The organism is Ramlibacter agri (genome assembly GCF_012927085.1).
GTDB lineage: Bacteria > Pseudomonadota > Gammaproteobacteria > Burkholderiales > Burkholderiaceae_C > Ramlibacter > Ramlibacter agri.
In genome coordinates this window covers 2,853,821-2,878,935 of the sequence record NZ_JABBFX010000001.1, presented here as the reverse complement: position 1 = coordinate 2,878,935, position 25,115 = coordinate 2,853,821, and the positions used below count along the sequence as shown (strand labels likewise).

Sequence of the window (25,115 nt, the reverse complement as noted above, 5' to 3'; positions counted from 1 at the left end):
AACCCGGCGTCCAGGCCGGCAAGGTCAGCGCATCAGCCCGGATCGGCGAGGCGCACGACGTAATCGCGGATATCGGGCGGCCAGCCGGCCACCAGGCCGGCGAAGCGCTCGCGGTCGGCCGCGAACAGCGCCCGGCTCGCTTCCTCGAAGCCGGGCAGCGCGCCGGCCAGCGTGGACATGGCGTGGTAAGCGCGCTCCTGGGCCTGCCGTTCACGATCGCGGTCCGCGTTGGCACGCGAGGCTTCGTGCACCAGCTTGCGCAGGGCGACCGAAGCGCCGCCCGGCTGCGCGGCCAGCCAGTCCCAGTGCCTGGGCAGCAGCGTCACTTCGCGGGCGACGACGCCCAGCTTCGGGCGACCGCGGCCTTTGGCTTCCGGGGCCGGCGGCTCCTCGGCGGGCGTCGCCGCAGGTGCCGCGTAGCGTGCGGCGACCTCGGCTTCGCTCCCGCGCAGGTCCAGGTCGATGGACCGGCCCGTGGCATCGCTGAACACCACCGGCATGGCATACGGGTCAGCCGCGCGGGCACGCTGCACCGCCGCAGCGACTTCATGCAAGCCGCCAGTGGCCAGGCGGTCCGGGCCGAGAAAGGCGGTGTGGGCAGCATCGTGGGACATGATGCTGCAAATTTTACCCGGGTTAAATTGACGAAGTCAATATCGCCCGGATAAAAAGATTCAAGCTTCGAGAACGGGCCGTTCCAGCAAACCCAGCACCGCCCGTGCCGTCTTCAGCGCCGCGCCCCGGTGCGCCGAAGAGAACGCCTCGCAGGCTTCCACCGCCACCTCGCGCCGGCCCGGCTCGCGCGCCAACGCCACCGCCTCACGCACGCCCTCGTCGATGGAGCTCACGCGCAGCGCCGCGCCAGCCTGCTGCGCCAGCTGCGCCGCCTCGTTGAAGTTGAAGGTGTGCGGCCCCATCACCACCGGGCAATCGCAGGCGGCCGCCTCGATGAGGTTCTGCCCGCCCAGGGGCGCGAAGCTGCCCCCCAGCAGGGCGACGTCCGCCATCGCGTAGTACAGCGCCATCTCGCCCAGCGAATCGCCGATCCAGACATCCGCCGAAGCAGGCAGCTCGCCCCAGCCGCTGCGGCGCGACACGCGAAAGCCGGCTTGCGCCGCCAGCGCCGCCACTTCGTCGAAGCGCTGCGGATGGCGCGGCACCAGCAGCCATTGCACGCCGGCCTGCGAACGCGCGGCCTGCAGGAAGCCCGCTTCCTCGCCCTCGCGCGAGCTGGCGAACATCACCACCGGCCGGTCCTGCAGCGCGCGCCAGCCGCGGCCGCGCTCCAGTTGCTCCGGCGCCGGCGCTGCATCGAACTTGAGGTTGCCGAACACGCCCTGCACCGTGGCGCCGGCCTGGGCCAGGCGGCGGGCATCGGTTTCGGTCTGGGCCCAGACGGCGCGCAGCCCGCCATAGGCCGGCCGCGACAGGCGCGGCAGCCGGCGCGCGCCACGCAGCGACTTCTCGCTCAGGCGTGCGTTGGCCAGCGCGAGCGGCACGCCCTGCTCGCGGCACAAGGCGATCAGGTTCGGCCAGACTTCGGTTTCCATCAGCACGCCGACGGCGGGCTTCCAGTGGTTCAGGAAGCCGCGCACGGCTTTCGGCGTGTCCCAGGGCAGCCAGGCCTGCGCATCGCCTTCGCGCAGCAGCTTGGCGCCCTCGGCGCGGCCGGTGGCCGTGCCATGCGTGAGCAGGAGGCGGACGTCGGGCCTCTCCGCGCGCAAGGCAGTGATCAGGATCGCCGCGGCGCGCGTCTCGCCGAGCGAGACGGCGTGGATCCACAGCCGCCCCGGCCCGGTGCTGCCCTGGTAACGGCCGAAGCGTTCGTCGACGTGCTCCAGGTAGCCCGGCTCCTGGACGCCGCGGCGGCGCAGCTTGCGCCGCAGCAGCGGCTGCGCCCCCAGCAGCATCAGCGAGTAGATCGGGCGGATCATGCCGGCATCATGCCGCGGCGGCGACGCCGGTCCAGGCGTCCCAGACGGCGGCCACCGAAGGCGTCGGATCGGCGTAGACGCTGCGCTGGCGCGGCGAGCCGATCGGCCCCGTGCGCCAGGCGGTGTCGAAGTTGTAGATCTGCACGTGCGGCAGGTCGAGGGCGACGGCGATGTGGCTCAGGCCGCTGTCGACGCCGATGCAGCCGGCACAGCGGCCCATGCGTTCGGCCAGGGCGTCCAGCGGCAGCCGCGGCCACACCTCGGCCCGCGGGCCGAGGGCGCGCGCGAGGTGTTCGCTGCGCATCTGCTCCTGGTCGCTGCCGTGCGGCAGCGCGAGGTCCCAGCCGGCCGCCAGCAACTGGCGCCCCAGCTCCAGCCAGTGGTCTTCGGGCCAGCACTTGTCGGCCCGCGAGGTGCCGTGCACGAGGGCGATGGTGTTCTGCTTGTCGGCGGCCGCCGTCCCGAGGCCGTAGCGGATCTGCGCCGGCAGCTCGTAGCCGAAAGCGCCGGCGCAGACGGCGCGCGAGCGCTGCACGGCGTGGATGGCCGTTTCGACGGGCACCAGGATGTCGGCGACCCAGCGCGTCGGCGCCTCGTAGCCGGAGCCTTCGGTGCGGTTGCCGATGGCATAGCGCTTGCCGCCGGGAGCGAGGCGCGCCATGTGGGAGACGAGGGCCGACTTGGTCAGGCCCTGGAGGTCGAGGACGGCGTCGTACTGCGCCTGGTGCAGTTCGTTGCGGAAGGCGCGCCAGGCGTGGCGCGTCTCGCCCGAGAAGGGCGACTTGCGCCAGCGGCGGATGTCGGACGGAATGGCCCGCTGCACGCCGGCGCAACGCTGCACCAGCGGCGCGAAGCCGCGCTCCACGACCCAGTCCACCCGGGCCTGCGGAACACAGGCCAGGACGTCCTGCACGGCCGGCATGGCATGGACCACGTCGCCGAGGGAGGAGAGCTTGACGATGAGGATGTTCACTGGGGGCGTAGTGTGACATCCCTCCTCGTCGCTAATGCGCCGCTTCCCCGATCTTCGCGTCCGGCTTCACCTTGCGCAGCAGCTCCAGCATCCGGTCCTCGATGCGGTGCATGGCCTCCTGCGTGTGGCCTTCGAAGCGCAACACCAGCACCGGCGTCGTGTTGGAGGCGCGGATCAGGCCGAAGCCGTCCGGCCAGTCCACGCGCAGGCCGTCGATCGTCGAAACCTCGGCATCCGGGAACGACGCGATCTTCACCAGTTCGGCGACCACGCGATGCGGCTCGCCTTCCTCGCACTTCACGTTCAGCTCCGGCGTGGAGAAGCTGCTGGGAAGCGCGTTGAGGATGGCGCTCGGGTCCGGCGAGCGCGACAGGACTTCCAGCAGCCGGCAACCGGCATAGGTGCCGTCGTCGAAGCCGTACCAGCGCTCCTTGAAGAAGATGTGGCCGCTCATCTCGCCGCCCAGCGGCGAATTCAGCTCGCGCATCTTCGCCTTGATCAGCGAGTGCCCGGTCTTGTACATCACGGGCTCGCCGCCGGCTTCGCGGATGGCGGGCGCCAGCCGCTGCGTGCACTTGACGTCGTAGAGGATAGGCGCGCCGGGCACGCGCGACAGCACGTCGCGCGCGAACAGCATCATCTGGCGGTCCGGGAAGATGTTGTTGCCTTCGCGGGTGATGATGCCCAGGCGGTCGCCGTCGCCGTCGAAGGCGAGGCCGAGGTCGGCGCCCGTTTCCTTCAGCTTGGCGATCAGGTCGCGCAGGTTCTCCGGCTTGCTGGGGTCCGGATGGTGGTTCGGGAAATCGCCGTCCACCTCGCTGTACATCTCGATCACTTCGCAGCCGATGGCCCGGTAGATCTGCGGGGCCGAAGCGCCGGCGACGCCGTTGCCGCAGTCGACGACGATCTTCAGCGGCCGGGCCAGCTTGATGTCGCCGGCGATGCGGTCGCGGTAGGGAGCGAAGATGTTGACGTTGCGGATCTGGCCCGCCTGGCCGGCGGCGGGCGCGCCCTCTTCCATCAGCCTGCGCAGGCCCTGGATGTCGTCGCCGTAGATGGCGCGGCCACGCAGGACCATCTTGAAGCCGTTGTAGTCCTTCGGGTTGTGGCTGCCCGTCACCTGGATGCCGCTGCTGGTGAGCGTGCTGGCGGCGAAGTAGAGCATGGGCGTCGTCACCATGCCGACGTCGATGACGTCGACGCCGCTGGCGACGAGGCCCTTGACCAGCGCAGCGCTGACCGAAGGCCCGCTGAGCCGGCCGTCACGGCCGACGGCGACGGCCTGTTCGCCTTCGCGCTTGGCGACGGTGCCGAAGGCGCGGCCGAGCGCCTCGGCGACCTCTTCATTCAGCGTGCTCGGCACGATGCCGCGGATGTCGTAGGCCTTGAAGATGCTGGGGTTGAGTTGCATGGATTTCTGTTCTCTTCGTCTCTCGGTCCATTGTAGGCACGAGGGTGGCAGGAACATGTCCGAAAACGGCCAGTCCGCGCGGATGCGCTGCGTATCATGAACCCCATGACGCTCGCCGACCCGCCCCTGGCACCTGACGCCTGCTACCTCGCGCTGAAGGCGCGCGACGCCCGCTTCGACGGCACCTTCTTCACCGGTGTCACGAGCACGGGCATCTACTGCCGGCCCGTCTGCAAGGTGCGGACGCCGCGCCGCGAGAACTGCCGCTTCTTCGCCCATGCGGCCCAGGCCGAGAACGCCGGCTTCCGGCCCTGCCTGCGCTGCCGGCCCGAACTGGCGCCGCAAGCGCCGCGCTGGTCGATCCAGGACGCGAGCAGCATGCTGGCCCAGCAGGCCGCGCGCCTGCTCGACGAGCCTGAAGCGTGGGCCGACGGCTCGCCGTCCGTGGACCAACTGGCAGCGCGGCTGGGCGTCAGCGACCGGCACCTGCGCCGCATCTTCGAAGCGCAGCTGGGCGTCTCGCCGCTGCAATACCTGCAGACGCGGCGGCTGTTGACGGCCAAGCAATTGCTGGCCGACACCGACCTGCCGGTGACGGAGGTGGCGCTGGCCAGCGGATTCGCCAGCGTGCGCCGCTTCAACGCAGCCTTCGTCGACCATTACGGGCTGAGCCCCTCGCAGCTGCGCAAGGAAGGCACCCAGCGCGAAAGCGCCAGCGAAGTGCGGCTGGGCTACCGCCCGCCCTACGACGTGAGCGCGATGCTCGGCTTCTTCCGCACGCGGGCGATCACGGGCATGGAACTGCTGGCCGAAGATTCGCTGACGCGGACCTTGGCGCTCGACGCGGGCGGCAAGCAATACGCAGGCTGGCTGCAGGTGCGCTTCGACGAAGCGCATGCCCAACTGGTGCTGCGGGCCAGCGATACGCTGCGCGGCGTGCTGCCGCTGGTGATCCGCCGCGTCCGGGCCGCCTTCGACCTCGACGCCGACCCGCATGCCATCAACGCACGCCTGCACGGCAGCTTCCCGCTAGGGGATGGCCTGCGGGTGCCGGGCACCTTGAACGGCTACGAGCTGGCGGTGCGGGCCGTGCTGGGCCAGCAGATCACGGTGGCGGCGGCGCGGACCCTGGCGCAGCGGCTCGTGGAGCGCTTCGGCCAGCCGATAGCGACGCCGTTCGAAGGCGTGCATCGCCTCTTCCCGGCCGCCGAAGTGCTGGCGGCCGCCGAGGGCGATGCGCTCGGCCAGCTGGGCATCGTGCGCCAGCGCCAGGCGGCCATCGTCGCCATCGCGCGGGCCGTGGCCGAACGCCGCATCCACCTGCATGCGGGCGCCGACGTGCCGGCGACGATCGAGGCCCTCAAGGAGCTGCCCGGCATCGGCGACTGGACGGCGCAGTACATCGCGATGCGGGCCTTGCGCTGGCCCGATGCCTTCCCGGCCGGCGACGTCGCGCTGCACAAGGCGCTGGGCGTGCAGCAGATGAAGCAGCCGGCCCGCGAAGCCGAAGCAGCCTCGCAGGCCTGGAAACCCTGGCGCAGTTATGCGGTGGTGCGCGCGTGGAGCGCACTCTGAACCTCCTGGAGAAATGACATGAAGACGAACGGATCCCTCGTTTGCACCCGTTACGAAAGCCCGCTGGGCGCGATGCTGCTGGCCGCCAGCGACATCGGCGTGGCCGGCGTCTGGTTCGTCGGCCAGCGCCACGGGCCGGAAGGCGTGCTGTGGCCGGAAGCGCCTGAGCATCCGATGCTGAAGGAAGCCGTGCGCCAGCTGCAGGACTATTTCGACGGCAAGCGGACCTCCTTCGACCTGCCGCTGGACCTGCGGCATGGCACGCCCTTCCAGCAAAGCGTGTGGCACGCGCTGCTGGCCATCCCGCAAGGGGAGACCACGAGCTACGGCGAACTCGGTCGCCGGCTCGGAAGGCCGCAGGCGGCGCGGGCCGTCGGTGCCGCGGTCGGGCGCAACCCGGTCAGCATCGTCGTGCCCTGCCACCGCGTGCTGGGGACGGCCGGCGGGCTCACGGGCTATGCGGGCGGGATCGAGCGCAAGACTGCGCTTCTCAAGCTGGAAGGCGCATTGATGTAAGCGGCGAATCAATCGCCCCCGCAAGTTTCATCAGTGCCGGCGCGGCAACGCGCCGATTGCCCCGACACTCAGGTTCCCATGCCCGTCGCTTCCATCATCGATTTCGTCCTGCTGGCCGCCATCTGGGGCTCGTCCTTCCTGTTCATGCGGCTCGCCGTCGTGGAGTTCGGGCCGCTGGCGGCCACCTGCGCCCGCGTGGGCATCGCCACCCTCCTGCTGGTGCCGCTCATGCTGGCGCGCGGGCTGGGCCCGCAATTGCGCAAGCACTGGAAGGCGGTGTTCGTGGTGGGCGTGCTCAACTCGGGCCTGCCCTTCCTGCTGTTCGCGTTCGCGCTGCTGTCCATCAGCACCGGCCTGTCGGCCATCCTGAATGCGACGGTGCCGCTGTTCGGCGCGCTGGTCGCGTGGGGCTGGCTGGGCGACCGGCCGACCGGCTCGCGCAGCCTGGGCCTGGCGGTGGGCTTCCTGGGCATCGTGCTGCTGGCCTGGGACAAGGCCGGCATCCACCCGAATGCTTCCGGCATCGCGCCGATCTGGGCGGTGCTGGCCTGCCTGGGCGCCACGGTCTCCTATGCCTTCGCCGCGAGCTGGACGAAGAAGCACCTGCAAGGCCTGCCGCCCTTGATGACGGCCACTGGCAGCCAGCTTGCCGCGACCCTGGCCCTCGCGCTGCCGGCCGCCACGGCATGGCCGGCACGGATGCCGAGCGCACAGGCTTGGATCGCAGTGACTGTGGCGGGCGTGCTGTGCACGGGCATCGCTTACATCCTCTACTTCCGCCTGATCGAAAACGCCGGGCCGGCGCGCGCGCTGACGGTGACGTATGCCGTGCCGGTGTTCGCCGTCGTCTATGGCGGGCTGTTCCTGGGCGAGCAGATCACACCGTGGATGCTGGCCTGCGGGGCCATCATCATCTGCGGCACGGCGCTGTCCAGTGGAGTGTTGAAGCTGCCGGCGCTGCGCGCGTCGGCTTGATCAAAAGCGGGGCAAATCGCTCAAGCGCTGCCCCGGCCTCTCCTCCGACGCCATGAGCGTCTCGGTTCCCTCCGCCAACACGTCGACCTTCACCTCGGTCCCCAGCCGCAAGGTGCCGCGCTCGGTGGGGAACAGCGCCACCACGGTGTCGCCTTCCACCAGCCGGTCGACCACTTCGACCAGGCGCGTTGGAGCCGGGCGCAGGTCCCAGTGTTCGAGGCTGGGCGCGATCATCCCCATCATCACCTCGGTCAGGCTGCCGCCTTCCATCCGCACGGCCGTAATGCCGTAGATCACCGGGGGCTCGGCCTCGCCGGCCAGTACGGCCTGCGTCGCGCCGTTGCGCGTGGGCTCCATGCATTTCTCAACCATGGCGCACATTGTGGACACCCCCCATCGCGCAGTGATCAGCCGGGTGCTCCTGGATGCGTGGGAGGGTGCCTACCGTGCGACGTAAACTTCTGCGTTCATCCATGCAGTCCGAAACCGCCCCTGCCTTGTCGGCGCCCGTGCTCGCCAAGGCGCACGCCCGCCGCCTGCGCGACATCTACCGCTCCGCCGGCTGGCCCAGCCAGGACCCGCTGGAAATCGACCTGCTGGCGGCCGGCCTGCTGGAGCGCGTGCGCTCGCCGCTCGGGCATGAGACCTTGCGCGTGACCGACGCCGGCGTGCAGTGGCTCGCAGTCATGCTGGCGCACAACCGCGCGGCGCTCTCGGCGCACGAAGCGCTGGTGGAAAAGGTGGCGCAGGAGATGGCGCGCTCCGGCCGGCTCGCCTGGCGCGGCCTGAGCCTGCGCGCGCAGGTGCCCACGGGCGACGAGGCGAAGCCGCTGCGCTGGTGCGTGGCCCGCCCGGACGTGTTCTCGATCCGCCAGACCTCGGTGGAAGCTTACGTCGAACCGATCGTCCACGAGATCAAGGTGCGCCGCTCCGACCTGCTGGCCGACCTGCGCCAGGAAGCCAAGCGCGCCGCCTATCACGACCTCGGCGCCTGCTGGTACGTGCTGGGCAACGACGCCAAGGGCAAGCCGGTGGGCGAGCCCGACGAAGTGCCGGGCGACTGCGGCGTGCTGCTGCTGCAAGGCGAACGGCTGGTGATGGCGCGGGCCGCGCAGCAACCGGCGCGGGCGGCCTTGCCGTTCGGGGTGTGGATGGCGCTGGCGAAGGCGACGCCCTTGCCGCCGGCGGACGAGGATGCGCAGGGCTTGCTGGCGTAGCAACCCCCACCCCAGCCCTCCCCCCGAGGGGGAGGGAGAGAATCACTGTTTCGGATGCTCCGACTTCCCCTGCTCGGGGTCGTTCTTTTCGTGCCCCTTGCCGGGGTCCACCGGCCCCGTGGCGGGTTCCGGGTTGGCGGGCTTGGGCGCGTCGGTGGGCGGGTGCGGCGCGGCCGGGGCGTGCCAGTTCATTGCTTGTCGGGACGGTCCGGCGCACGCTCTTCGCGCGAGCCCCTGCGCTCGGATTTCGCCGAGGCATGGCTGTCGTCGGTGGGAATGTCGTCCTCGATCCAGAAATCGGGCTCTTCGCGGTCCAGGTAGGGCGCGGGTGGCGTGATGCCGGTGGGAGGCTTGTTCATCGCGATGTCCTTTCTTTGCCTAGAGATGCGGATGCTTGGCGCCCGGGTCCTCCGGCTCGCCAGGGGGCGGCATCGGACCGAATTCGGGCTCCACGGGCAATTGCGTCGGATTGGGCGCGGCTTCGTCGGCGGGTGAGGACGGCGGTTCCGGCTCGACCGGATGGGTGGGCACGGTGTTCATGGCGGCGATCGGAGTGGGCTCTTGAGGGTGAGCGTGACTGCTGCCGCGCCTGCGCGGCTACGGACCCGAGGCCGAAGCGCTGTCAGCGCTTTTCGTCGGCCGGCCTCTGCAGTTCGCGCCGCATCACGGCGCTGGGCTCGTAGGTGGCCGGCAACCGCGGCAGCCCGATCAGCGCCTGCAGGCGGCCGTGCGCCCGGTCCATGTCGGCGCCGATCATCGCGAGCCCGACCTCGTGGGTGGGCTCCCTCTGCATCATGTCGAGGTAGGCGTTGCGCAGGCGCTGGTAGTCGCCGTCGGCACGCGCCACCTGGTCCTGCAGCGAGACCACCTTCGCGTACTCCGCCCGGCTATAGCGCGGCGTCGCGTCGCCGCGGCTGTCGGAAGACGGCCCTTTCGAGCCGCCACCGCTGCCGGGACGCTCTTCCGCCATGGGGTGGGCCCGGGCCGAAGGTCCGTTGCGTTTGCTCATGCAACGGATCCTAGGAACTATTGCACGCCAAGGCTGTAGGACTGCGCGCCTAGCAGCGGCAAGCCGCGCTTGCCGGCGCGAAAAAATGCCCGTTCAAGGCGCGGGCTGCAGCTGCTGGAAGCGTTCCTGCATCTCGCGGCGCAGGCTCTTGCGCAGCTGGGCCGCCTCGAAGCGGCGTTTCTCGTCGGGCGAGAACGGCCGCAGCGGCGGCACCGACACCGGCTTGCGCTGGTCGTCCACCGCCACCATCGTGAAGAAGCAGCTGTTCACGTGGCGCACCTTCTGGCTGCGGATGTCCTCCGCCATCACCTTGATGCCCACTTCCATCGAGCTGGTGCCGGTGTGGTTGACGCTGGCGAGGAAGGTGACCAGCTCGCCGACGAAGATCGGCTCGCGGAAGGTCACCTGGTCGACCGAGACGGTCACCACGTAGTGGCCGGCATAGCGGCTCGCGCAGGCATAGGCCACCTGGTCCAGCCACTTCAGCAAGTGGCCGCCATGCACGTTGCCGGCGAAGTTGGCCGTGTCGGGCGTCATCAGCACCGTCATGGTGAGCTGGTGCGCGGGGAGGTCCATCAAGCGTTCTCCAATGCGGGAAACCGATTGTCGGGTAAACCCATGGTCCCGTTACCATCCTGGCCCATGAATTTGCAGTCTCCACGGGTGGCCCTGATCCATGCCACGCCGCTGGCCATCCAGCCGATCCAGGATGCCTTCGCCCGCCACTGGCCGCAGGCCCGCCGCATGAACCTGCTGGACGACTCGCTGTCCAGCGACCGCGCGCAGGCGCCCACCCTCACGCAAGGAATGGTCCAGCGCTTCGTGGACCTGGCCCGCTACGCCCAGGACACCGGCTGCGCCGGCATCCTGTTCACCTGCTCCGCTTTCGGGCCTGCCATCGAGGCCGCCGGCCGCAACACCGGCCTGCCGACGCTGAAACCCAACGAAGCGATGTTCGAGCAGGCGCTGGCCGCCAGGCGCGGCCCGCTGAAGCTGGCGCTGCTGGCCACCTTCGAAGCTTCCCTGGCGCCGATGACGTGGGAGCTGCAGCAGATGGCGCAGCAGCGCGGCAGCGACGTGCAACTGCGCACCGCTTTCGTGCCGCAGGCGATGGACGACCTGGCCCAGGGCCGCGCCGACGACCACCATCGCAAGATCGCGCAGGCCGCGCGCCAGTTCGCCGATTGCGACGCCGTGATGCTCGCCCAGTTCTCGATGGCCGCCGCCCAGCCCGTGGTGCAGGCCGAACTGCCCTGCCCCGTCCTCGCCAGCCCGGATTGCGCGGTGCTCGCCCTGCAGCAAAGGATCGCCTCCCATGGCTGAAGCCCGGATCCCCGCCGCGCAATTGCGGCGCTTCGTCACCACCGCCATGGAGCGCCTCGGCATGCGCTCCGACCACGCGGCCACCGTCGCCGCGCTCATGACCGAAGCCGAGGTGCAGGGCTCCGACGGCCACGGCGTCATCCGCCTGCTGCCCTACGCGCGCCGGATCAAGGCTGGCGGCATCAACCTGAAGCCCGACATCCGCGTCGTCAAGGAAAAGGCCGCCATGGCCTTGATCGACGGCGACAACGGCATGGGCCACCTGGTGATGAAGAAGGCGGCCGAGATCGCCATCGCCAAGGCGCGCCAGTGCGGCATCGCCTGGGTGGGCGCACGCCTGTCCAACCATGCCGGCCCGGCCTCACTGTATGCGCGCATGGCGCAGGCACAGGACATGGTCGGCATGTACTTCGCCGTCGGCAACGCCAACCACCTGCCGCCCTGGGGCGGGTTGGACATGCTGCTGTCCACCAACCCGATCGCCGTGGCCGTGCCGGCCGGCGAGGAACCGCCGGTGGTGCTGGACATGGCCACCACCGTCGCCGCCTACGGCAAGGTGAAGGCCAAGGCGCAGCGCGGCGAGCAGATGCCCGTGGGCTGGATGATCGACCGCCAGGGCCAGCCGCTGACCGACCCCAAGCGCTCCGAGGAAGGCTTCCTCATGCCCATCGGCGGCTACAAGGGCTACGGCCTGGCGCTGGTGGTGGGCATCCTGGCCGGCACGTTGAACGGCGCGGCGATGGGCAGCGAGACGATCGACTTCAACCACGACGACGTCAGCGTCACCAACACGGGCCAGGCGATCGTCGCCATCGACCCCGATGCCTTCGGCGACCTCGACGAGTTCAAGGCGCGCGTCGACAAGCTGGTGCGCGAAATGCGCGGCAGCGCGCGCATGCCGGGCGTGGACCGCATCTGGCTGCCCGGCGAACAGAGCCACGCCAAGCGCCTGGACAACGAGCGCTTCGGCCTCGAACTGCCCGCCGCGCTGCACACGCAACTCGATGCTTTCGCGCGCGACCTGGGCATCCCCCTGCTGCAAGACACGGAATAAAACGGAGACCAAGATGAAGATCCCCCGCCGCCTGGCGCTGCTCGCGCTGCTGTGTTCCGCCGGCCTCGCCCAGGCGCAAGCGAACTACCCGAACAAGACGATCCGCATGATCGTGCCGCTGGCCGCCGGCAGCGCGGTGGACGCGGCGGCGCGCATCGTCGCCGACAAGATGGGCCGCAACCTCGGGCAGGCCATCGTCATCGAGAACCAGCCTGGCGCGGCCGGCCTCATCGGCGCCGGCAACGTGGCCAAGGCGGCGCCGGACGGCTACACCATCGGCGGCTTCAACGACAGCATCATGACCATGGTGCCGAACATGACGCCGAAGATGCCCTGGGACATCCTGAAGGACTTCGAGCCGGTGTCGCTGGTGGCCACCGTCGAATGGGGCCTGGTGGTGCCAGCCGATGCGCCGGAGAAGACCGCGGCCGACCTGATCGCGCTCGCGAAGAAGCAGCCGGGCGTGTTGAACTACGGCTCGGGCGGCAACGGCAGCCCGCAGCACATCGCGATGGCGCTGTTCGCCTCGCAGGCCGGCCTGAACATGAAGCATGTGCCCTACAAGGGCGCGACGCAGGCGGCGATGGGCGTGGCCGGCAAGGAAGTCGACGCGGCCTTCCAGGGTCTCGCCACCGTCACCTCGCTGATCAAGGCGAACAAGGTGCGGCTGATCGGCGTGACCACGCCCAAGCGCATGCCGCAGTTCCCCGACGTGCCGACCGTGTCCGAGTCGGGCATGCCGGGCTTCGAGTTCAACTCCTGGTTCACGATGATGGCTCCGGCCGGCACGCCGAAGGACATCGTGCACAAGCTCGCCGCCGAAGTGCAGAAGGCGCTGGCCGACCCCGAGGTGCGCGAGAAGCTCGCAGCGCAGGGCCTGACGCCGCGCGGCACGACGCCGGAAGAACTGGGCGCCGCGACGCGCGCTCAGCTCGCCAAGTACGGCGCGCTGATCAAGGCGAACAACATCACGGCAGAGTGACGCAGTCATGTAGGGTGCGCAGCTCCGCTGCGCACCGCGTCGTCAGGGCGCCAGATCCTTCCCCTCGCCCAGCACCACGCCCTCGTAGGCATGCAGCGACGGCAGGCCGCCAGTGTGCAGGAACAGCACGTTCTCGTCCGGCTTGAATACGCCTTCGCGGGCCAGGCCGATCAGGCCGGCCATGATCTTGCCGGTGTAGACCGGGTCGAGCGGGATGCCTTCGGTGCGCGCCAGCATCTGCACGGCTTCGACCATGCGCTCGTTGGGCACCGAGTACTTCGGCTGCCAGAAGCCGCCGACGCAGCTCACGTCCTCGGGTTTCACCTTCAGGTTCACGCCCAGCAGGTCCAGCACGGCCTGCGCTTCCTTCAGGACCAGCGGCGCCTGGTCGGCCGGGTCGCGGCTGACGCCGATGCCGGTGATGGGGATGCGGATGTTGTTGCCCAGGAAGCCGGCCACCAGGCCGCCGTGCGTGCCCGAGCTGCCCGAGCCGACGACGATGCGGTCGATCTTCACATCTTCGTCGAAGAACTGCTGCTGCAGTTCCTGTGCGCAGGCCACGTAGCCCAGGCCGCCGATGGCGTTGGAGCCGCCGCCGGGGATGATGTAGGCCTTGCGACCCAGCTTCGCCACCTCGTCGGCCACCTTCTGCATGGCCTCGGCCATGTTGCTGCCGCCCGGCACCACGGTGATCGCTTCCACGCCCATGAGGCGGAACATGAAGTTGTTGCCGCTGGCGTGCACGTCGTAGCTGTCCTTGACCCGCTCCTCGATGACGAAGCGGCACTTCAGGCCCTCCTTCACGGCGGCGGCGAGCGTGATGCGGCAGTGGTTGGACTGCGGCGCGCCGCAGGTCACCAGCGTGTCGGCGCCCTGCGCCAGCGCGTCAGCCACCAGGAACTCGAGCTTGCGCGTCTTGTTGCCGCCGGGGAACAGGCCCAGCATGTCGTCGCGCTTGATCCACATGCGCGGCCCCTTGCCGCCGGGGCACGAAGCGGCCAGCGCCTGCGTGAAGTTCGGCAGGAATTCCAGCGGGGTGGCGAAGGGCGTGTAGCGACGGCGAGGGAAGCGGGAGAGGTCCATGGAGCGCGATGTTAGCGGGATCAGGCCGCCGCCGCAGCCCTTTGCGCCAGCTTGCGCTGCGCATACGGAACCAGCCCGCCCGCCGCCAGGATCTCCAGCGCCGTGGGCGAAAGCGGCGTGGCCTGCAACACCTGGCCCGTCGCTTCGTTGGTGATGCGCCCGGCCGCCAGGTCGACGCTCAGCGCCTGCCCTGTCTGCACGGCCTGCGAGATGCCTTCGCACACGAGGATGGCGAAGCCGTTGTTGATGGCGTTGCGCAGGAAGTAGCGGGCAAAGCCGTCGGCGATGACCAGCTGGATGCCCGCGCCGCGCAGCGCGAACACAGGTCCTTCCACGGTCTTGCCGCCGCCGCCGAAGTTGACGCCGGCCACGACGATGCCGTACTCGCCGGCCAAGGCCTTGGCGGAGAACGCCGGGTCGAGGTCGGCAAACGCCGCCTTGGCCAGTTCCGCGTCCGACAGCGCGTTGGAGCTCTTGAAGCGCGTGGGCATGATCTCCAGCGCCTTCACGTCGTCGCCGACGCGGTAGGCGCCGGCGCGGATCAATTTCTCAGGCATGTGCAGCCTCCACGGGTTCCAGCGTGCGCGGGTCGGTGATGACGCCCTGCACCGCCGAGGCCGCCACCGTCTGCGGCGAGCCCAGGTAGACGAAGGAATCGGGGCTGCCCATGCGGCCCTTCATGTTGCGGTTGCCGGAGCTGATGGCCACCTCGCCGGCGCCCAGCACGCCGCTGTGCTCGCCCATGCAGGGCCCGCAACCGGGCGGGAAGATCAGCGCCCCCGCCTCCGCCAGCGTGGCCACGTGGCCCGCGGCCAGCGCGCGCTGGTACACCTCGCGCGAAGCCGGCACGACGACGAAGCGCACGCCCGGCGCCACCTGGCGGCCGGCGACGATGCGCGCGGCCGCTTCCAGGTCCTCGAAGCGGCCGTTGGTGCAGGTGCCGATGAAGGCTTCGTTGATGGCCTTGCCGGCCTGCGAGGCTACGCTGTGGATGTTGTCCAGCGCGTGCGGGCAAGCCAGCAGCGGCTCCAGCGCGGCCAGGTCGACCTCGATCACTTCTTCGTACTTCGCATCGGCGTCACTGCTCACCGGCGTGAACTCGCGCTGCTTGCGCGCATTCGCATAGGCCAGGGTCACCGCATCCGGCTCGAAGATCGCCGACTTGGCGCCCATGTCGGAGCAGTAGTTGGTGATGGTGAAGCGCGCGTCCATGGACAGCGCCGCGACACCGGGACCGCCGATCTCGATGGTCTTGTAGATCGCCTTGCGCTCGTAGCCCAGCAGCTTCATCAGGTGCAGCGCGACGTCCTTGGTCGTGACGCCATCGCGCAGCGCGCCACGCAGGTTGACGCGGATCGTGGCCGGCACCACCAGCCAGATCTCGCCCAGCGCCGCGGCCACGGCCGCATCGGTCTGCCCCACGCCTATCACGACCGCGCCCATGGCGCCGCCGGTGGGCGTGTGCGACTCGTTCATGATGACCAGCTCGCCCGGCAGCACCAGGCCGCGCTCGGGCATGACCACGTGCATGATGCCGCTGCCGACGTCGAACAGGTTCTTCACCTCGAACTTCTTCGCCGCCACGCGGATGGCCGCATGCACGTCGGCGATGGCCACCGTCTGCGCCGGGCTCTGGTGGTCCAGCGTCAACGCCACGCGGGCCGGATCGAACAGCTGCTCCGACCCGAGCTTGCCCAGCGTGTTGAACACCAGCTTGCCCTGCAGGTCCATGCTCGCCACCTGGTCCACCTTGCAGTCCAGGAACTGGCCCGGTTGGACCGCGGCCAGCCCCGCCGCGCGGGCCAGGATCTTCTCCGTGATGGTCATGCCCATGCGGGACTCCTTATTCCGCGACGATGTGCGCCGCCTGGATGGTGGCGGCCCACTTGTCGGCGTCGGCCTGGATCAGCTTCGCGAAGGCGGCCGGCGTGACGGCTGTCGGTGCCTGCAGGCCCAGGATCTGGTAACGGGCCAGGATCTCGGAGTCCTTCAGCACTTCGGCCACGTCCTTCTGCAGCTTGTCCGTCACCTGCTTGGGCATGTGGGCCGGGCCCACCAGGCCGAACCAGTTGCTGAACTTGTACGCAGGCAGGCCGGCTTCCGCCATCGTCGGCACGTCAGGCAGCAGCGCGGAGCGCTTGATGCCCAGGACGGCCAGCGGCTTGAGCTTGCCGCCCTTGATCTGCGGCACCACCTGCGAGGCGGCATCGAAGTCCAGCTGCGTCTCGCCCGCCAGCACGGCGTTCACCGCATCGGCCGTGCCCTTGTACGGCACCAGGCTCAGGTCCACCTTGGCGGCGTCCTCGAACAGCGCAGCGGCGAGGTGCGGCGCACCGCCGTTGCCGGAAGTGGCACTGGTCACTGCGTCCGGCTTGGCCTTGGCCGCAGCGATGACGTCCTTGACGTTCTTGAAGGGCGAATTCGCCTGCGTCACCAGCACGAAGTCGACGCCAGCCGTCTGCGCGATGGGCGTGAAGTCCTTGACCGGGTCGAACTTCAGGTGCTTGTACAGGTGCTGGTTTACCGTCAGGTTGCCGGCCGTGGCCATCAACAGCGTGTAGCCGTCGGCGGGCGCCTTGGCCACGTACTCGGAACCGATCACGCCGGCGGCGCCCGGCTTGTTCTCCACGATCACCTGCTGGCCCCACTTGACGCTCAGCTTCTGGGCCACCATGCGCGCCACCACGTCGGTGGGGCCTCCCGGCGTGAAGGCGACCACGATCTTGACCACCTTGTCGGGATAGCCCTGCGCGAAAGCGGGCGCGGCAAGGGCGGCGAAGGCGGCGGCGGCCACGGCGGCGCGCGCCAGGGTGCGGCGGGTGAACTGCATGTCTCTCTCCTTGGGTTGAAATTCAGCGGCTGAGCGCGTGCACGGCCTTGGCCTTGGCAGCGGCGGCGCTTTGCAGGAAGGCCAGGTCGTTGCCGGTGGAAACGAACCGCGCGCCCATGCGCACGAACTTCTCCACCAGGTCGGGGCGGGAAGCGAGACCCCCGATGCCCACGTGCTTGCCGTTCCTGCGGCAGGCGGCGATGGTGCGCTCGTAGGCGGCAGCCACGCGCGGGTCGTCGTACTGGCCGGGGATGCCCCACTCCGACGTCAGGTCGTTGGTGCCCACCAGCATCATGTCGACGCCTTCCACGGCAGCGATCTCCTCCACCTGCTCCAGCGCGTCCACGGCTTCCATCATCAGGATCACCATGGTCTGGCGGTTCAGCGCCAGGTTGGCCTCCATCGTGGGGAAGCTGCGGTACTGCAGGTGCGGCAGGCCGCCGTTGGCGGAGCGGTCACCTTGGGGCGCAAAGCGGGCGTAGCGCACCACCTCGCGCGCCTGCTCCGCGCTGCGCACGTGCGGGCAGATCACGCCGACGGCGCCGCCATCGAGCACGCGCGAGATGTACTCGGGCCGGTTGGCCGGCACGCGCACGAAGGCGGGGATGCCCATTTCCAGCGCCGCCATGCAGACCTGGCTGGTGGTCTCCAGCGAGAAGGAGCAGTGCTCCAGGTCGATGTAGAAGGTGTCGAAGCCGGCCGTCCTGGCGATGCGGGCGATCTCCACGCCGCCCACCAGGCGCACCATCATCGAGGCCACGACTTCGTCGCGGGCCAGCTTCTCCTTCACGCCATTGCGGAGGATTTCGTCGAGCGAGGGGGACATGCTGCTCCAGAAAAGATTCTCATATTGTAGGAGACTTTTCTGGAACCGCGCTAGCCCAGGGCGCGCGCCGGCAGGTCGACGACGTCGGAGCTTTCGGCGATGCCCCGCGAGATTTCCGCGGCCGCCTTCATCACGGCCGGCGCCAGCGCCTGGAAATCCTTCAGCCGGGTGGACTGGGTGGAGGTGGCCAGCGCGATGCTTCCCAGCACCTCGCCGTCCTTGTTGAAGAGGGGCGCCGCCAGGCCCGCGATGCCCGCGCGGAACTCACCCGCCGAAAAGCTCCAGCCCTGCGCGCGGATCTCGGCCAGCCTGGCCCGCAAGGTGTCCCAGTCCTCGCCCAGGCCGGCGGCGGCGATGCGCTCGCCCTGCTTGGCGAACACGCTGCGCAGCTGGTGCGGCGGCAGGTGCGCCAGGATGATGTTGGCGGTGGCGCCCGCCACCAGCGGACGCTGCTGCCCGCGGCCGAACAGGTCGGGCGGCGCGTCCTCGGTGGCGACCTGCTGCACGCACATCACCGAGTCGCTGTAAAGCACCGACAGCAGCGCGCTGTAGCCGGTGCGCTTCGACAAGGCGGCAACCACGGTGCTGCCCACGCTGTACACGGGGTCCGACACGCGCGACACGCGGTCCAGCGCCAGCACGCGCGGGCCCACCACATAGGAGCCGCTGCCCACGCGGGCCAGCAGGCCGGCCTGGTGCAGCGACTTCAAATAGCGGTAACAGGTGGAAGGCGGAAGTTCCAATCGGGCGGCGAGTTCGTCGGCCGACCAAACGGGGGTGTCGACGCTGAACGCGTCGAGCAGGGTGAGCATCTTGTCCTGGCTGGCCATGGGCCATCTACTCCTCGGCAAGACGCGATTTTGCCTTTGCGGGGAGAATGCGGGTTTCCCCCGTAGGACCCCCACGCACCGATGACGGTTGCCGATACCGCCGCGGAACGTTTTTCCGCGCCTCCCGCCTTCCTGCGCCTGCTCTCGGCGCGCGTGCTTGCCGGCATGGCTAACCAGATGATGATGGTGGCGCTGGGCTGGCAGATGTACGAGCTGACCAACAGCGCCTGGGACCTGGGCCTGGTGGGCCTGTTCCAGTTCGTGCCCGTCCTCCTGTTCACGCTGCCCGCCGGCCACGTGGCCGACCGCTACCCGCGCGGACGCATCGTGGCCTTCACCCAGGGGCTGCAGCTGCTGACGGCGGCCTTGCTGCTCGGAGCGAGCCTGGGGCACTTCCTCTCGCGCGAGCTGCTGCTCGGCGTCTCCGTGCTGCTGGGCGCGGCGCGCACCTTCCAGCAGCCGGCGCAGCAGTCGCTGGTGCCGACGCTGGTTCCGACCAGCATGCTGCCGCGTGCGATGGCGCTCAGCGCGTCAGGCAACCAGGTGTCCGTGATCGGCGGTCCTGCGATGGCAGGCGTGCTGTTCATCGGCACGGGCACCACGGTCTATGGCGTGGCGACCGTGCTGCTTGTTCTGGCCGTCATAGCGATGCTGCAAGTGCATGACCAGCGCGTGGTGTCGTCGCGCGAGCGGCCGACCTTGCGCACGATGCTGGCCGGCGCGGAATTCGTCTGGTCGCGCAAGCCCTTGCTGGGCGCGATCTCGCTGGACCTGATGGCGGTGCTGTTCGGCGGCGCCACCGCGCTGCTGCCTATCTATGCGAAGGACATCCTGCATGTCGGCCCGACCGGCCTGGGCGCGCTGCGCGCAGCGCCCGCCATCGGCGCGTTGCTGATGTCGATCGTGCTGGCGCGGCATCCGATCCGCACGCACGTGGGCCGCTGGCTGCTGCTCTCCGTCGGCTTCTACGGCCTGTGCATGCTGGCCTTCGGCCTCTCGCAGTGGTTCGTGTTGTCGCTGGTGGTGCTGGCGTTCTCGGGTTGCGCCGACATGGTGAGCGTGGTCGTGCGCCAGACCCTGGTGCAGCTGGACACGCCCGACGACATGCGCGGCCGCGTCGGCGCCGTCAGCTCCATGTTCATCGGCGCCAGCAACCAGCTGGGCGAATTCGAGTCCGGCGCCACCGCAGCCTGGTGGGGCCCGATCGGCTCGGTGGTGGTCGGCGGGGTGGCGACGCTGCTGGTGGTGGCGTCGTGGTGGAAGGTGTTCCCCGGGCTGGCGCGGCGGAATACCTTCGACGCATAGGGGGCCGCCCCTCAGGGATTCTTGCTTTGCCGCGGCGGTGGCGCACAGGTGCCGCCGACCGTCAGGTCCCATTCCAGGATCACCCGGCGGCCCTGCGGCCCGGCCGTCCCCTCGATGCGATCGAGCATCAGCTGCACCGCCACTTCCGCGCTGCGGTGATAGTCATAGCGCAGCGCGCTCATCGGCGGATACATCAGCTCCAGTGTTTCGGTGGTGCCGATGCCAATCATCGAGAAGTCCCGCGGCACCTCGCGGCCGGTGGCGCGGATGACGTGCAGCGCGCCCGAGAGCATCTGGGTGCCGAGCGCGATCAGCGCCGTCGGCGGTGCAGGCAACTGCAGCATGCCCGCCGTGAACACGCGCGACGACGCGAGCCACGACTCCGGCATGAAGACGAGGTCCGGGTCGAAAGGCAGGCCGGCGGCCGCCAGCGCTTCCTGGTAGCCGCGCAGCTTCTCGCGGCCCGGCGCGAGGTTGGCGCCGGAGACCAGCAGTGCGACGCGGCGGTGTCCCAGCGAGAGCAGGTAGTCCATGGCCTGCCGCACGCCGCCCGCGTGGTTCATCAGCACGCTGTCGAACGCATCGCCGAGGTCCCGCTCCACCACCACGACGGGCAGCGCCGTCTTGTGGAAGGGGCAGTCCGCGGCGGCCGGGTACTCGAAGCTCGGCGACGCAATGATGCCTTCGAGCCGCCGGTTCTCGAAAAAGGTCACCAGTTCGCGATCCCGCGCCGGCCGCTGCGAGCTTCCCACGAGCAGGGAAAAGCCCGCGGCCTGCAGCAGCCGCTCGACCTCGCCCAGATGCGCCGCGGGCGCCGGGTTGGCGATGGTCGGCAGCAGGTAGCCGATGGTCTTGCTGCGGCCGGTGCGCAGGTGCCGCGCCGTGAAGTCCGGTTCGTAGCCCAGCTTGGCCACCGCCTTCAACACGCGCTGCCGCACGGCCTCGCTGGCATAGCCGCTGTCGTTCAGCACGCGCGAGACGCTGCTCATGGCGACGCCGGCGGCGGCCGCCACGTCGCGGACGGAGATGCGATCTGTCATGGTTTACCAGTATGGAAACGATCCACAGCATTGCCGGACGCGTACACGCTACTTAGACTGGAATGCGTCGGGAAACGATTCCACATCTTGGCCCTTCCGGCACGACAACACAAGGAGACTTTCCATGCACGCTCTGCTGCGGACCCTCATCACCGCGGTGGCCCTGGCGGCTTCCGTCCTGCAACCGGCACTTGCGCAGGACTGGCCCACCCGGCCCGTCACCTTCCTGGAACCTTATGGTCCCGGCACCAACCTCGACGCGATCACGCGCTACCTGGCCGCCACCATGGGCGCGCAATGGAAGCAGGCCGTGGTGGTGGAAAACAAGGCCGGCGCCAACGGCGTCATCGGCACCGAGCAGGTCGCCCGCTCCCCCGCCGACGGCTACACCTGGCTCTTCACCGGCCCCGGGCACTTCACCAACGAGGTGCTCATGGGCAAGGTGCCTTTCGATTCGATCAAGGACTTCAAGCCGGTGGCGCGCCTGGCCAGCGTGATGCTGGTGCTGGTCGTGCCGGCGAACTCGCCGTACAAGACCGTCAAGGACATCATCGAAGCGGCGAAGAAGCACCCCGGCAAGCTGACCTATGCCTCCGCGGGCAGCGGCAGCGCGCAGCACCTGTCGGCCGCCGCGTTCCAGCAGGCAGCCGGCGTGCAGTTCCTGCACGTGCCGTACAAGACGCAGGCCGCCGCGCTGACCGACGCGGTCGCGGGCCAGGTGGACTTCACCTTCTCCGCGCTGGCCACCACCAAGGCGCAGATCGAGTCCGGCCGCGTGCGCGCGCTTGCCGTCACTGGCCCGCGCCGTTCGCAATCGCTGCCCCAACTGCCCACGGTGGCCGAGGCCGGCCTGCCCGGCTACGAGTTCTTCTCGTTCAACGCGGTGTTCGTGCCCGCCGGCACGCCGGACGCCATCGTGCGCAAGTTCTCCGACGCGCTCTCGGTCGCGACCCGCACGCCGGAGTTCGCGGAGCTGGCGAAGGCGCAGGGCTTCGAGAGCGATTTCGCCGATGCGCAGGCCTGGACCGCCGCCGTGCCCGCCGAGAAGAAGAAGTGGCAGGACCTGATCCGCGTCAGCGGGGCGAAGAATGAATAAGCTGCCTGGCTACGATGCCCGCACGTCCACGCTGGACATCGTGTTGCGCGAGCGCGCACAGCAATGGGGTAAGAAGACCTTCCTGACCTGGATGCCGGACGGCAGCACGCTGTCGTACGCCCAACTGGACGAGCGGACGCTGCGCGTGGGCGCCGGGCTGGCCGCCGCCGGCTTGCCGCGCGGCGCCCATGTCGGCGTGCTGATGAACAACTCCCCCGAGCAGCTGCTGGCCATCCTGGGCCCGGCACGCTCGGGCTTCGTGTCGGTGCCGCTGAACGCGGCGGCGCGCGGCCAACTGCTCGGCTACTTCCTGGACCACGCGGACTGCGCCGCGCTGATCGTCGACGCCGACCTGCTGCCCCGCTTCCTCGAAGCCAGCGCGCATGCGCCGCGTGTGCGTCACGTGTTCGTGGTGCCGTCGCGCGGCGAGGAGCCGGCGCCTGCCGCCTTGACCCAGCCTGAAGGCGTCACCCTGCACGCCTTCGACAGCCTGCTTGCTGCGCCCGCAGCCGTGCCCGGCGAGCCGCCGGCTTTCAGCGACCTGGCGATGCTGATGTTCACCTCGGGCACGACCGGCCCGTCGAAGGCGATCATGTACACGCACGCCCACTTCATCTACTGGGGCTCGGACGTCGCCTTCCACCACGAATACACGCCGGACGACATCGCCTATGTCTTCCTGCCGCTGTTCCATGGCAACGCGCTGCTCGGAAGCACGATGGGTTCGCTGATGGCGGGCGCGGCGATCGCGCTGGCGCCGCGCTTCTCCGTCAGCCGCTTCTGGGCCCACGTGCGCGCAAGCGGGGCCACCGTGTTCAACGGCGTGGGCGCCGTCACCAATTTCCTGTGGAAGCAGCCGCCCTCGCCGGCCGACCGCGACCACCGCGTGAAGCGCTGCCACCTGGCGCCCGTGCCCGGCTTCGCGCGCGAGTTCGAAGAGCGCTTCGGCATGACCATCATGAGCGCCTTCGGCCTCACGGACTACTGCCTGGGTGCGGCCTACAACACACAAAGCCGGCGCGACAAGCTGGGCTCGTGCGGCCTGCCGCGCGCGGGCATCGACCTGCGCATCGTGGACGAGAACGACTTCGACGTGCCGCCCGGGACGCCCGGCGAGATCGTCATGCGCAACAACAACCCTTGGGGCGCTTCGCTGGGCTACTACAAGCAGCCCGAGGCGACCGCCGCCAGCCGCCGCAACCTGTGGTTCCACACCGGCGACCGCGGGCTCGTCGACGCCGACGGCTACGTCTGGTACACGGACCGCATCAAGGACGCGATCCGGCGGCGCGGCGAGAACATCTCCGCCTTCGAGGTGGAGGAAGTCATTCGCGTCCACCCGGCGGTGGCGGACGTCGCCGTCTATCCCGTGCGCGCGGAGACCAGCGAGGACGAAGTCGCCGCCAGCATCACGCTGCGGCCCGGCGCGGACTTCAGCTACGAATCGCTGATGGAGCACTGCAACCGCAACCTCGCGTACTTCATGGTGCCCCGCTACGTGCAGACGCTGGACGACATGCCGCGGACGCTGAGCCAGAAGGTCGAGAAATACAAGCTGCGGCGCGAGGCGGAAGCCGACCTGTCCGCGCTGTGGGACCGCGAGCGCGCCGGCATCGCGGTCCGGCGTTGAACCCAGGAAGGAAGAACACATGCGCACCAAGCCCCAACCCACGACGGCCATTGCCACCTCCGACTCCAAGACCATCCGAGTGCGCGGCCACGACCTCGTCGAGGAGCTGATCGGCCAGGCGACGTTCACGGAGATGTTCCTGCTGCAGCTGACCGGCAAGCGCCCGACGCCCACGCAGGTGCGCATCCTCGACGCCGTGCTGGTCACGCTGATGGAGCACGGCCTGACGCCCAGCGTCATCGCCACGCGCCTGATCTACCACTCCGCGCCGGATGCCTTGCAGGCGGCAGTGGCGGCCGGCCTGCTGGGCGTGGGCACCACCTTCATCGGCACGATGGAAGGCTGCGCGGCGCTGCTGGAGGAAATGCTCGCCGCGCCGGAAGGCCTGGAAGCCCGTGCGCGCGACATCGCGCTGCGCCACAAGGAAGCCGGCAAGCCCGTGCACGGTTTCGGCCATCCGCACCACAAGCCGGACGACCCGCGCACGCCGCGGATGCTGGCCGTGGCGGAAGGCCAGGACGTGCCGGGCCGCCACATCGCGGCGCTGAAGATGCTGTCCGCGCAGGTCGACGCGGTGTACGGCCGCCACGTGACGATCAACGCCACCGGCGCGTCGGCGGCGCTGCTGGGCGAAATCGGCATCCCGCAGAAGGTGATGCGCGGGGTCGCGGTGGTCAGCCGCTCGGCCGGCCTGGTCGGCCACATCTACGAGGAGTCGCAGCAGCCCTCCGCCGCCTTCATCTGGGAAACCGTCGACGAAGCGATCCCCTACCGCGCGCAGGATGCTGCATGAGCGCCTCCACCGTCTACCTCAAGGTGAACCGCGTCGCGGCCGACATCGTCGAGCGTGCGCGCGAGCTCACTGTCGCCGACATCCACGAATCCATGGGGGCTGCGGGGCGCGCGGCCCTGATGGATGCGCGCATGCACCCCTTGCAACAAGGCGTCCGCATTGCCGGCCCCGCGGTGACCGCGTATTGCTGGCCGGGCGACAACCTGATGATGCATCGCGCCCTGAACCTCGCGCAGCGCGGTGACGTGCTGGTGGTCGTCTGCCGGGCGGAGCTCTCGGGCGCGCAGTGGGGCGACCTCGCAACGCGCCATGCCCTGGACAAGGGTCTGGCGGGCGTGGTCGTGCAAGGCTGCGTGCGCGACGTGGACCAGGTGCGCGAGCTCGGCTTCCCCGTGTGGGCGACGCACGTCTGGGCCATGCACCCGGAGAAGGCCGGACACGGCACCGTCAACGCGCCCGTCATCTGCGAAGGCGTCGAGGTCCGGCCGGGCGACCTCGTCGTAGCCGATGGCGACGGCGTGGTCGTGGTGCCGCGGGCGGATGCGGACCGGGTGGTCGGCGCCGCGCAGGCCAAGATGCGGCGCGAGGACGATGTGATCGCGGCCATGCGCCGGGGCCAGCCCATGTGGGACGCGATCGGCGCGCCCGCCAGCTACGCGAAGCTGGAGGTGCGGGAGGTCGACGGGGCGTTCGACGACGCCCCGCGATGACGG

29 protein-coding genes are annotated in these 25,115 nt (G+C 69.7%); 12 read left to right on the top strand and 17 right to left on the bottom strand.

Annotated features, from left to right (window positions below; translation table 11 throughout):
* Window positions 1-32: 32 nt before the first annotated feature.
* Genes HHL11_RS14020 through HHL11_RS14005 form a run of 4 tightly spaced genes read right to left on the bottom strand, consistent with a single transcriptional unit; the run spans window position 33 to window position 4,318 of the window.
* Window positions 33-614 carry a DUF2239 family protein gene (locus tag HHL11_RS14020; RefSeq protein WP_169418967.1) on the bottom strand — a complete coding sequence of 194 codons (582 nt, stop codon included), beginning with the start codon at window positions 612-614 and terminating at the stop codon, window positions 33-35.
* A 60-nt stretch (window positions 615-674) separates the two neighbouring features.
* On the bottom strand, window positions 675-1,934 hold the full coding sequence (locus HHL11_RS14015) for a 3-deoxy-D-manno-octulosonic acid transferase (RefSeq protein WP_169418966.1): 1,260 nt from the start codon (window positions 1,932-1,934) through the stop codon (window positions 675-677).
* A gap of 7 nt (window positions 1,935-1,941) precedes the next feature.
* Window positions 1,942-2,907, bottom strand: coding sequence for a lipopolysaccharide heptosyltransferase I (waaC, locus tag HHL11_RS14010; RefSeq protein ID WP_169418965.1), 966 nt, complete (start codon window positions 2,905-2,907; stop codon window positions 1,942-1,944).
* A 31-nt stretch (window positions 2,908-2,938) separates the two neighbouring features.
* The gene (locus HHL11_RS14005) at window positions 2,939-4,318 is read right to left on the bottom strand and encodes a phosphomannomutase/phosphoglucomutase (RefSeq protein WP_169418964.1); all 1,380 of its coding nucleotides are present in this window, start codon (window positions 4,316-4,318) and stop codon (window positions 2,939-2,941) included.
* Window positions 4,319-4,423: 105 nt separating this feature from the next.
* Between HHL11_RS14005 and HHL11_RS14000 the strand changes: the two genes are divergently transcribed.
* From HHL11_RS14000 to HHL11_RS13990, 3 genes are all read left to right on the top strand, one after another.
* Entirely contained in the window at window positions 4,424-5,893 is a 1,470-nt protein-coding gene (locus HHL11_RS14000; protein WP_169418963.1) for a DNA-3-methyladenine glycosylase 2 family protein, read from the top strand.
* Window positions 5,894-5,911: 18 nt separating this feature from the next.
* Complete coding sequence (locus HHL11_RS13995; protein WP_169418962.1) at window positions 5,912-6,409, top strand: methylated-DNA--[protein]-cysteine S-methyltransferase; 498 nt, start codon at window positions 5,912-5,914, stop codon at window positions 6,407-6,409.
* 78 nt (window positions 6,410-6,487) lie between these two features.
* Window positions 6,488-7,384 carry a DMT family transporter gene (locus HHL11_RS13990; RefSeq protein WP_169418961.1) on the top strand — a complete coding sequence of 299 codons (897 nt, stop codon included), beginning with the start codon at window positions 6,488-6,490 and terminating at the stop codon, window positions 7,382-7,384.
* Here the strand turns inward: HHL11_RS13990 and HHL11_RS13985 are convergent, their stop codons facing one another.
* Complete coding sequence (locus HHL11_RS13985) at window positions 7,385-7,756, bottom strand: hypothetical protein (protein WP_169418960.1); 372 nt, start codon at window positions 7,754-7,756, stop codon at window positions 7,385-7,387. It lies immediately after the preceding gene.
* A gap of 101 nt (window positions 7,757-7,857) precedes the next feature.
* On the opposite strand from HHL11_RS13985, the gene HHL11_RS13980 reads away from it, so the two are divergent.
* A complete protein-coding gene (locus HHL11_RS13980; RefSeq protein WP_169418959.1) occupies window positions 7,858-8,601 on the top strand; it encodes a hypothetical protein in 744 nt (247 codons plus the stop codon).
* A 42-nt stretch (window positions 8,602-8,643) separates the two neighbouring features.
* Here HHL11_RS13980 and HHL11_RS13975 read toward each other — a convergent pair whose 3' ends face one another.
* The 5 genes from HHL11_RS13975 to HHL11_RS13955 form a co-directional block, all read right to left on the bottom strand.
* The gene (locus tag HHL11_RS13975; RefSeq protein WP_169418958.1) at window positions 8,644-8,793 is read right to left on the bottom strand and encodes a hypothetical protein; all 150 of its coding nucleotides are present in this window, start codon (window positions 8,791-8,793) and stop codon (window positions 8,644-8,646) included.
* Window positions 8,790-8,960, bottom strand: coding sequence for a hypothetical protein (locus tag HHL11_RS13970; protein WP_169418957.1), 171 nt, complete (start codon window positions 8,958-8,960; stop codon window positions 8,790-8,792). The genes HHL11_RS13975 and HHL11_RS13970 overlap by 4 nt, the downstream gene beginning before the upstream one ends.
* Before the next feature lie 19 nt (window positions 8,961-8,979).
* On the bottom strand, window positions 8,980-9,141 hold the full coding sequence (locus HHL11_RS13965; RefSeq protein WP_169418956.1) for a hypothetical protein: 162 nt from the start codon (window positions 9,139-9,141) through the stop codon (window positions 8,980-8,982).
* Window positions 9,142-9,223: 82 nt separating this feature from the next.
* Window positions 9,224-9,610: a hypothetical protein gene (locus HHL11_RS13960; RefSeq protein WP_169418955.1), complete on the bottom strand. Its 387-nt coding sequence runs from the start codon at window positions 9,608-9,610 to the stop codon at window positions 9,224-9,226.
* Between the two features lie 93 nt (window positions 9,611-9,703).
* Window positions 9,704-10,186, bottom strand: coding sequence for an acyl-CoA thioesterase (locus HHL11_RS13955; RefSeq protein ID WP_169418954.1), 483 nt, complete (start codon window positions 10,184-10,186; stop codon window positions 9,704-9,706).
* A 66-nt stretch (window positions 10,187-10,252) separates the two neighbouring features.
* On the opposite strand from HHL11_RS13955, the gene HHL11_RS13950 reads away from it, so the two are divergent.
* Genes HHL11_RS13950 through HHL11_RS13940 form a run of 3 tightly spaced genes read left to right on the top strand, consistent with a single transcriptional unit; the run spans window position 10,253 to window position 12,969 of the window.
* Complete coding sequence (locus HHL11_RS13950; protein WP_169418953.1) at window positions 10,253-10,933, top strand: aspartate/glutamate racemase family protein; 681 nt, start codon at window positions 10,253-10,255, stop codon at window positions 10,931-10,933.
* Entirely contained in the window at window positions 10,926-11,987 is a 1,062-nt protein-coding gene (locus HHL11_RS13945; protein ID WP_169418952.1) for an Ldh family oxidoreductase, read from the top strand. The genes HHL11_RS13950 and HHL11_RS13945 overlap by 8 nt, the downstream gene beginning before the upstream one ends.
* A 13-nt stretch (window positions 11,988-12,000) precedes the next feature.
* On the top strand, window positions 12,001-12,969 hold the full coding sequence (locus HHL11_RS13940) for a Bug family tripartite tricarboxylate transporter substrate binding protein (RefSeq protein WP_240980073.1): 969 nt from the start codon (window positions 12,001-12,003) through the stop codon (window positions 12,967-12,969).
* Window positions 12,970-13,011: 42 nt separating this feature from the next.
* On the opposite strand, the gene cuyA is transcribed toward HHL11_RS13940, so the two are convergent.
* The 6 genes from cuyA to HHL11_RS13910 are packed head-to-tail and all read right to left on the bottom strand — an operon-like array spanning window position 13,012 to window position 18,538.
* Window positions 13,012-14,052, bottom strand: coding sequence for a D-cysteate sulfo-lyase (gene cuyA, locus HHL11_RS13935; RefSeq protein ID WP_169418951.1), 1,041 nt, complete (start codon window positions 14,050-14,052; stop codon window positions 13,012-13,014).
* A gap of 20 nt (window positions 14,053-14,072) precedes the next feature.
* A complete protein-coding gene (locus tag HHL11_RS13930) occupies window positions 14,073-14,609 on the bottom strand; it encodes a LeuD/DmdB family oxidoreductase small subunit (RefSeq protein WP_169418950.1) in 537 nt (178 codons plus the stop codon).
* Window positions 14,602-15,885 (bottom strand): 3-isopropylmalate dehydratase large subunit, encoded by a 1,284-nt coding sequence (locus HHL11_RS13925; RefSeq protein ID WP_169418949.1) that lies wholly within the window; start codon window positions 15,883-15,885, stop codon window positions 14,602-14,604. The genes HHL11_RS13930 and HHL11_RS13925 overlap by 8 nt, the downstream gene beginning before the upstream one ends.
* Window positions 15,886-15,895: 10 nt before the next feature.
* Entirely contained in the window at window positions 15,896-16,882 is a 987-nt protein-coding gene (locus tag HHL11_RS13920) for a Bug family tripartite tricarboxylate transporter substrate binding protein (RefSeq protein ID WP_169418948.1), read from the bottom strand.
* A 22-nt stretch (window positions 16,883-16,904) separates the two neighbouring features.
* Entirely contained in the window at window positions 16,905-17,708 is an 804-nt protein-coding gene (locus HHL11_RS13915; protein WP_169418947.1) for an HpcH/HpaI aldolase family protein, read from the bottom strand.
* 50 nt (window positions 17,709-17,758) lie between these two features.
* Window positions 17,759-18,538, bottom strand: a complete 780-nt coding sequence (locus HHL11_RS13910) for an IclR family transcriptional regulator (RefSeq protein ID WP_169418946.1) — start codon at window positions 18,536-18,538, stop codon at window positions 17,759-17,761.
* A gap of 81 nt (window positions 18,539-18,619) precedes the next feature.
* Between HHL11_RS13910 and HHL11_RS13905 the strand changes: the two genes are divergently transcribed.
* Window positions 18,620-19,843: an MFS transporter gene (locus HHL11_RS13905; RefSeq protein ID WP_205964276.1), complete on the top strand. Its 1,224-nt coding sequence runs from the start codon at window positions 18,620-18,622 to the stop codon at window positions 19,841-19,843.
* An 11-nt stretch (window positions 19,844-19,854) separates the two neighbouring features.
* Here HHL11_RS13905 and HHL11_RS13900 read toward each other — a convergent pair whose 3' ends face one another.
* On the bottom strand, window positions 19,855-20,883 hold the full coding sequence (locus HHL11_RS13900) for a LacI family DNA-binding transcriptional regulator (protein WP_169418945.1): 1,029 nt from the start codon (window positions 20,881-20,883) through the stop codon (window positions 19,855-19,857).
* A gap of 124 nt (window positions 20,884-21,007) precedes the next feature.
* Between HHL11_RS13900 and HHL11_RS13895 the strand changes: the two genes are divergently transcribed.
* The 4 genes from HHL11_RS13895 to HHL11_RS13880 are packed head-to-tail and all read left to right on the top strand — an operon-like array spanning window position 21,008 to window position 25,112.
* Window positions 21,008-21,979, top strand: a complete 972-nt coding sequence (locus tag HHL11_RS13895) for a Bug family tripartite tricarboxylate transporter substrate binding protein (protein WP_169418944.1) — start codon at window positions 21,008-21,010, stop codon at window positions 21,977-21,979.
* Window positions 21,972-23,609 carry an AMP-binding protein gene (locus HHL11_RS13890; protein ID WP_169418943.1) on the top strand — a complete coding sequence of 546 codons (1,638 nt, stop codon included), beginning with the start codon at window positions 21,972-21,974 and terminating at the stop codon, window positions 23,607-23,609. Before HHL11_RS13895 ends, HHL11_RS13890 begins: the two co-directional genes overlap by 8 nt.
* Before the next feature lie 19 nt (window positions 23,610-23,628).
* A complete protein-coding gene (locus HHL11_RS13885) occupies window positions 23,629-24,402 on the top strand; it encodes a citryl-CoA lyase (protein WP_169418942.1) in 774 nt (257 codons plus the stop codon).
* On the top strand, window positions 24,399-25,112 hold the full coding sequence (locus HHL11_RS13880) for a 4-carboxy-4-hydroxy-2-oxoadipate aldolase/oxaloacetate decarboxylase (protein WP_169418941.1): 714 nt from the start codon (window positions 24,399-24,401) through the stop codon (window positions 25,110-25,112). The genes HHL11_RS13885 and HHL11_RS13880 overlap by 4 nt, the downstream gene beginning before the upstream one ends.
* The last annotated feature ends 3 nt before the right edge of the window (window positions 25,113-25,115 follow it).

Coding starts and splice junctions, on each gene's coding strand:
- HHL11_RS14020 (WP_169418967.1), bottom strand. CDS start 614: ATGTCCCACGATGCTGCCCACACCGCCTTTCTCGGCCCGGACCGCCTG.
- HHL11_RS14015 (WP_169418966.1), bottom strand. CDS start 1,934: ATGATCCGCCCGATCTACTCGCTGATGCTGCTGGGGGCGCAGCCGCTG.
- HHL11_RS14005 (WP_169418964.1), bottom strand. CDS start 4,318: ATGCAACTCAACCCCAGCATCTTCAAGGCCTACGACATCCGCGGCATC.
- HHL11_RS14000 (WP_169418963.1), top strand. CDS start 4,424: ATGACGCTCGCCGACCCGCCCCTGGCACCTGACGCCTGCTACCTCGCG.
- HHL11_RS13995 (WP_169418962.1), top strand. CDS start 5,912: ATGAAGACGAACGGATCCCTCGTTTGCACCCGTTACGAAAGCCCGCTG.
- HHL11_RS13990 (WP_169418961.1), top strand. CDS start 6,488: ATGCCCGTCGCTTCCATCATCGATTTCGTCCTGCTGGCCGCCATCTGG.
- HHL11_RS13985 (WP_169418960.1), bottom strand. CDS start 7,756: ATGGTTGAGAAATGCATGGAGCCCACGCGCAACGGCGCGACGCAGGCC.
- HHL11_RS13980 (WP_169418959.1), top strand. CDS start 7,858: ATGCAGTCCGAAACCGCCCCTGCCTTGTCGGCGCCCGTGCTCGCCAAG.
- HHL11_RS13975 (WP_169418958.1), bottom strand. CDS start 8,793: ATGAACTGGCACGCCCCGGCCGCGCCGCACCCGCCCACCGACGCGCCC.
- HHL11_RS13970 (WP_169418957.1), bottom strand. CDS start 8,960: ATGAACAAGCCTCCCACCGGCATCACGCCACCCGCGCCCTACCTGGAC.
- HHL11_RS13965 (WP_169418956.1), bottom strand. CDS start 9,141: ATGAACACCGTGCCCACCCATCCGGTCGAGCCGGAACCGCCGTCCTCA.
- HHL11_RS13960 (WP_169418955.1), bottom strand. CDS start 9,610: ATGAGCAAACGCAACGGACCTTCGGCCCGGGCCCACCCCATGGCGGAA.
- HHL11_RS13955 (WP_169418954.1), bottom strand. CDS start 10,186: ATGGACCTCCCCGCGCACCAGCTCACCATGACGGTGCTGATGACGCCC.
- HHL11_RS13950 (WP_169418953.1), top strand. CDS start 10,253: ATGAATTTGCAGTCTCCACGGGTGGCCCTGATCCATGCCACGCCGCTG.
- HHL11_RS13945 (WP_169418952.1), top strand. CDS start 10,926: ATGGCTGAAGCCCGGATCCCCGCCGCGCAATTGCGGCGCTTCGTCACC.
- HHL11_RS13940 (WP_240980073.1), top strand. CDS start 12,001: ATGAAGATCCCCCGCCGCCTGGCGCTGCTCGCGCTGCTGTGTTCCGCC.
- cuyA (WP_169418951.1), bottom strand. CDS start 14,052: ATGGACCTCTCCCGCTTCCCTCGCCGTCGCTACACGCCCTTCGCCACC.
- HHL11_RS13930 (WP_169418950.1), bottom strand. CDS start 14,609: ATGCCTGAGAAATTGATCCGCGCCGGCGCCTACCGCGTCGGCGACGAC.
- HHL11_RS13925 (WP_169418949.1), bottom strand. CDS start 15,885: ATGGGCATGACCATCACGGAGAAGATCCTGGCCCGCGCGGCGGGGCTG.
- HHL11_RS13920 (WP_169418948.1), bottom strand. CDS start 16,882: ATGCAGTTCACCCGCCGCACCCTGGCGCGCGCCGCCGTGGCCGCCGCC.
- HHL11_RS13915 (WP_169418947.1), bottom strand. CDS start 17,708: ATGTCCCCCTCGCTCGACGAAATCCTCCGCAATGGCGTGAAGGAGAAG.
- HHL11_RS13910 (WP_169418946.1), bottom strand. CDS start 18,538: ATGGCCAGCCAGGACAAGATGCTCACCCTGCTCGACGCGTTCAGCGTC.
- HHL11_RS13905 (WP_205964276.1), top strand. CDS start 18,620: ATGACGGTTGCCGATACCGCCGCGGAACGTTTTTCCGCGCCTCCCGCC.
- HHL11_RS13900 (WP_169418945.1), bottom strand. CDS start 20,883: ATGACAGATCGCATCTCCGTCCGCGACGTGGCGGCCGCCGCCGGCGTC.
- HHL11_RS13895 (WP_169418944.1), top strand. CDS start 21,008: ATGCACGCTCTGCTGCGGACCCTCATCACCGCGGTGGCCCTGGCGGCT.
- HHL11_RS13890 (WP_169418943.1), top strand. CDS start 21,972: ATGAATAAGCTGCCTGGCTACGATGCCCGCACGTCCACGCTGGACATC.
- HHL11_RS13885 (WP_169418942.1), top strand. CDS start 23,629: ATGCGCACCAAGCCCCAACCCACGACGGCCATTGCCACCTCCGACTCC.
- HHL11_RS13880 (WP_169418941.1), top strand. CDS start 24,399: ATGAGCGCCTCCACCGTCTACCTCAAGGTGAACCGCGTCGCGGCCGAC.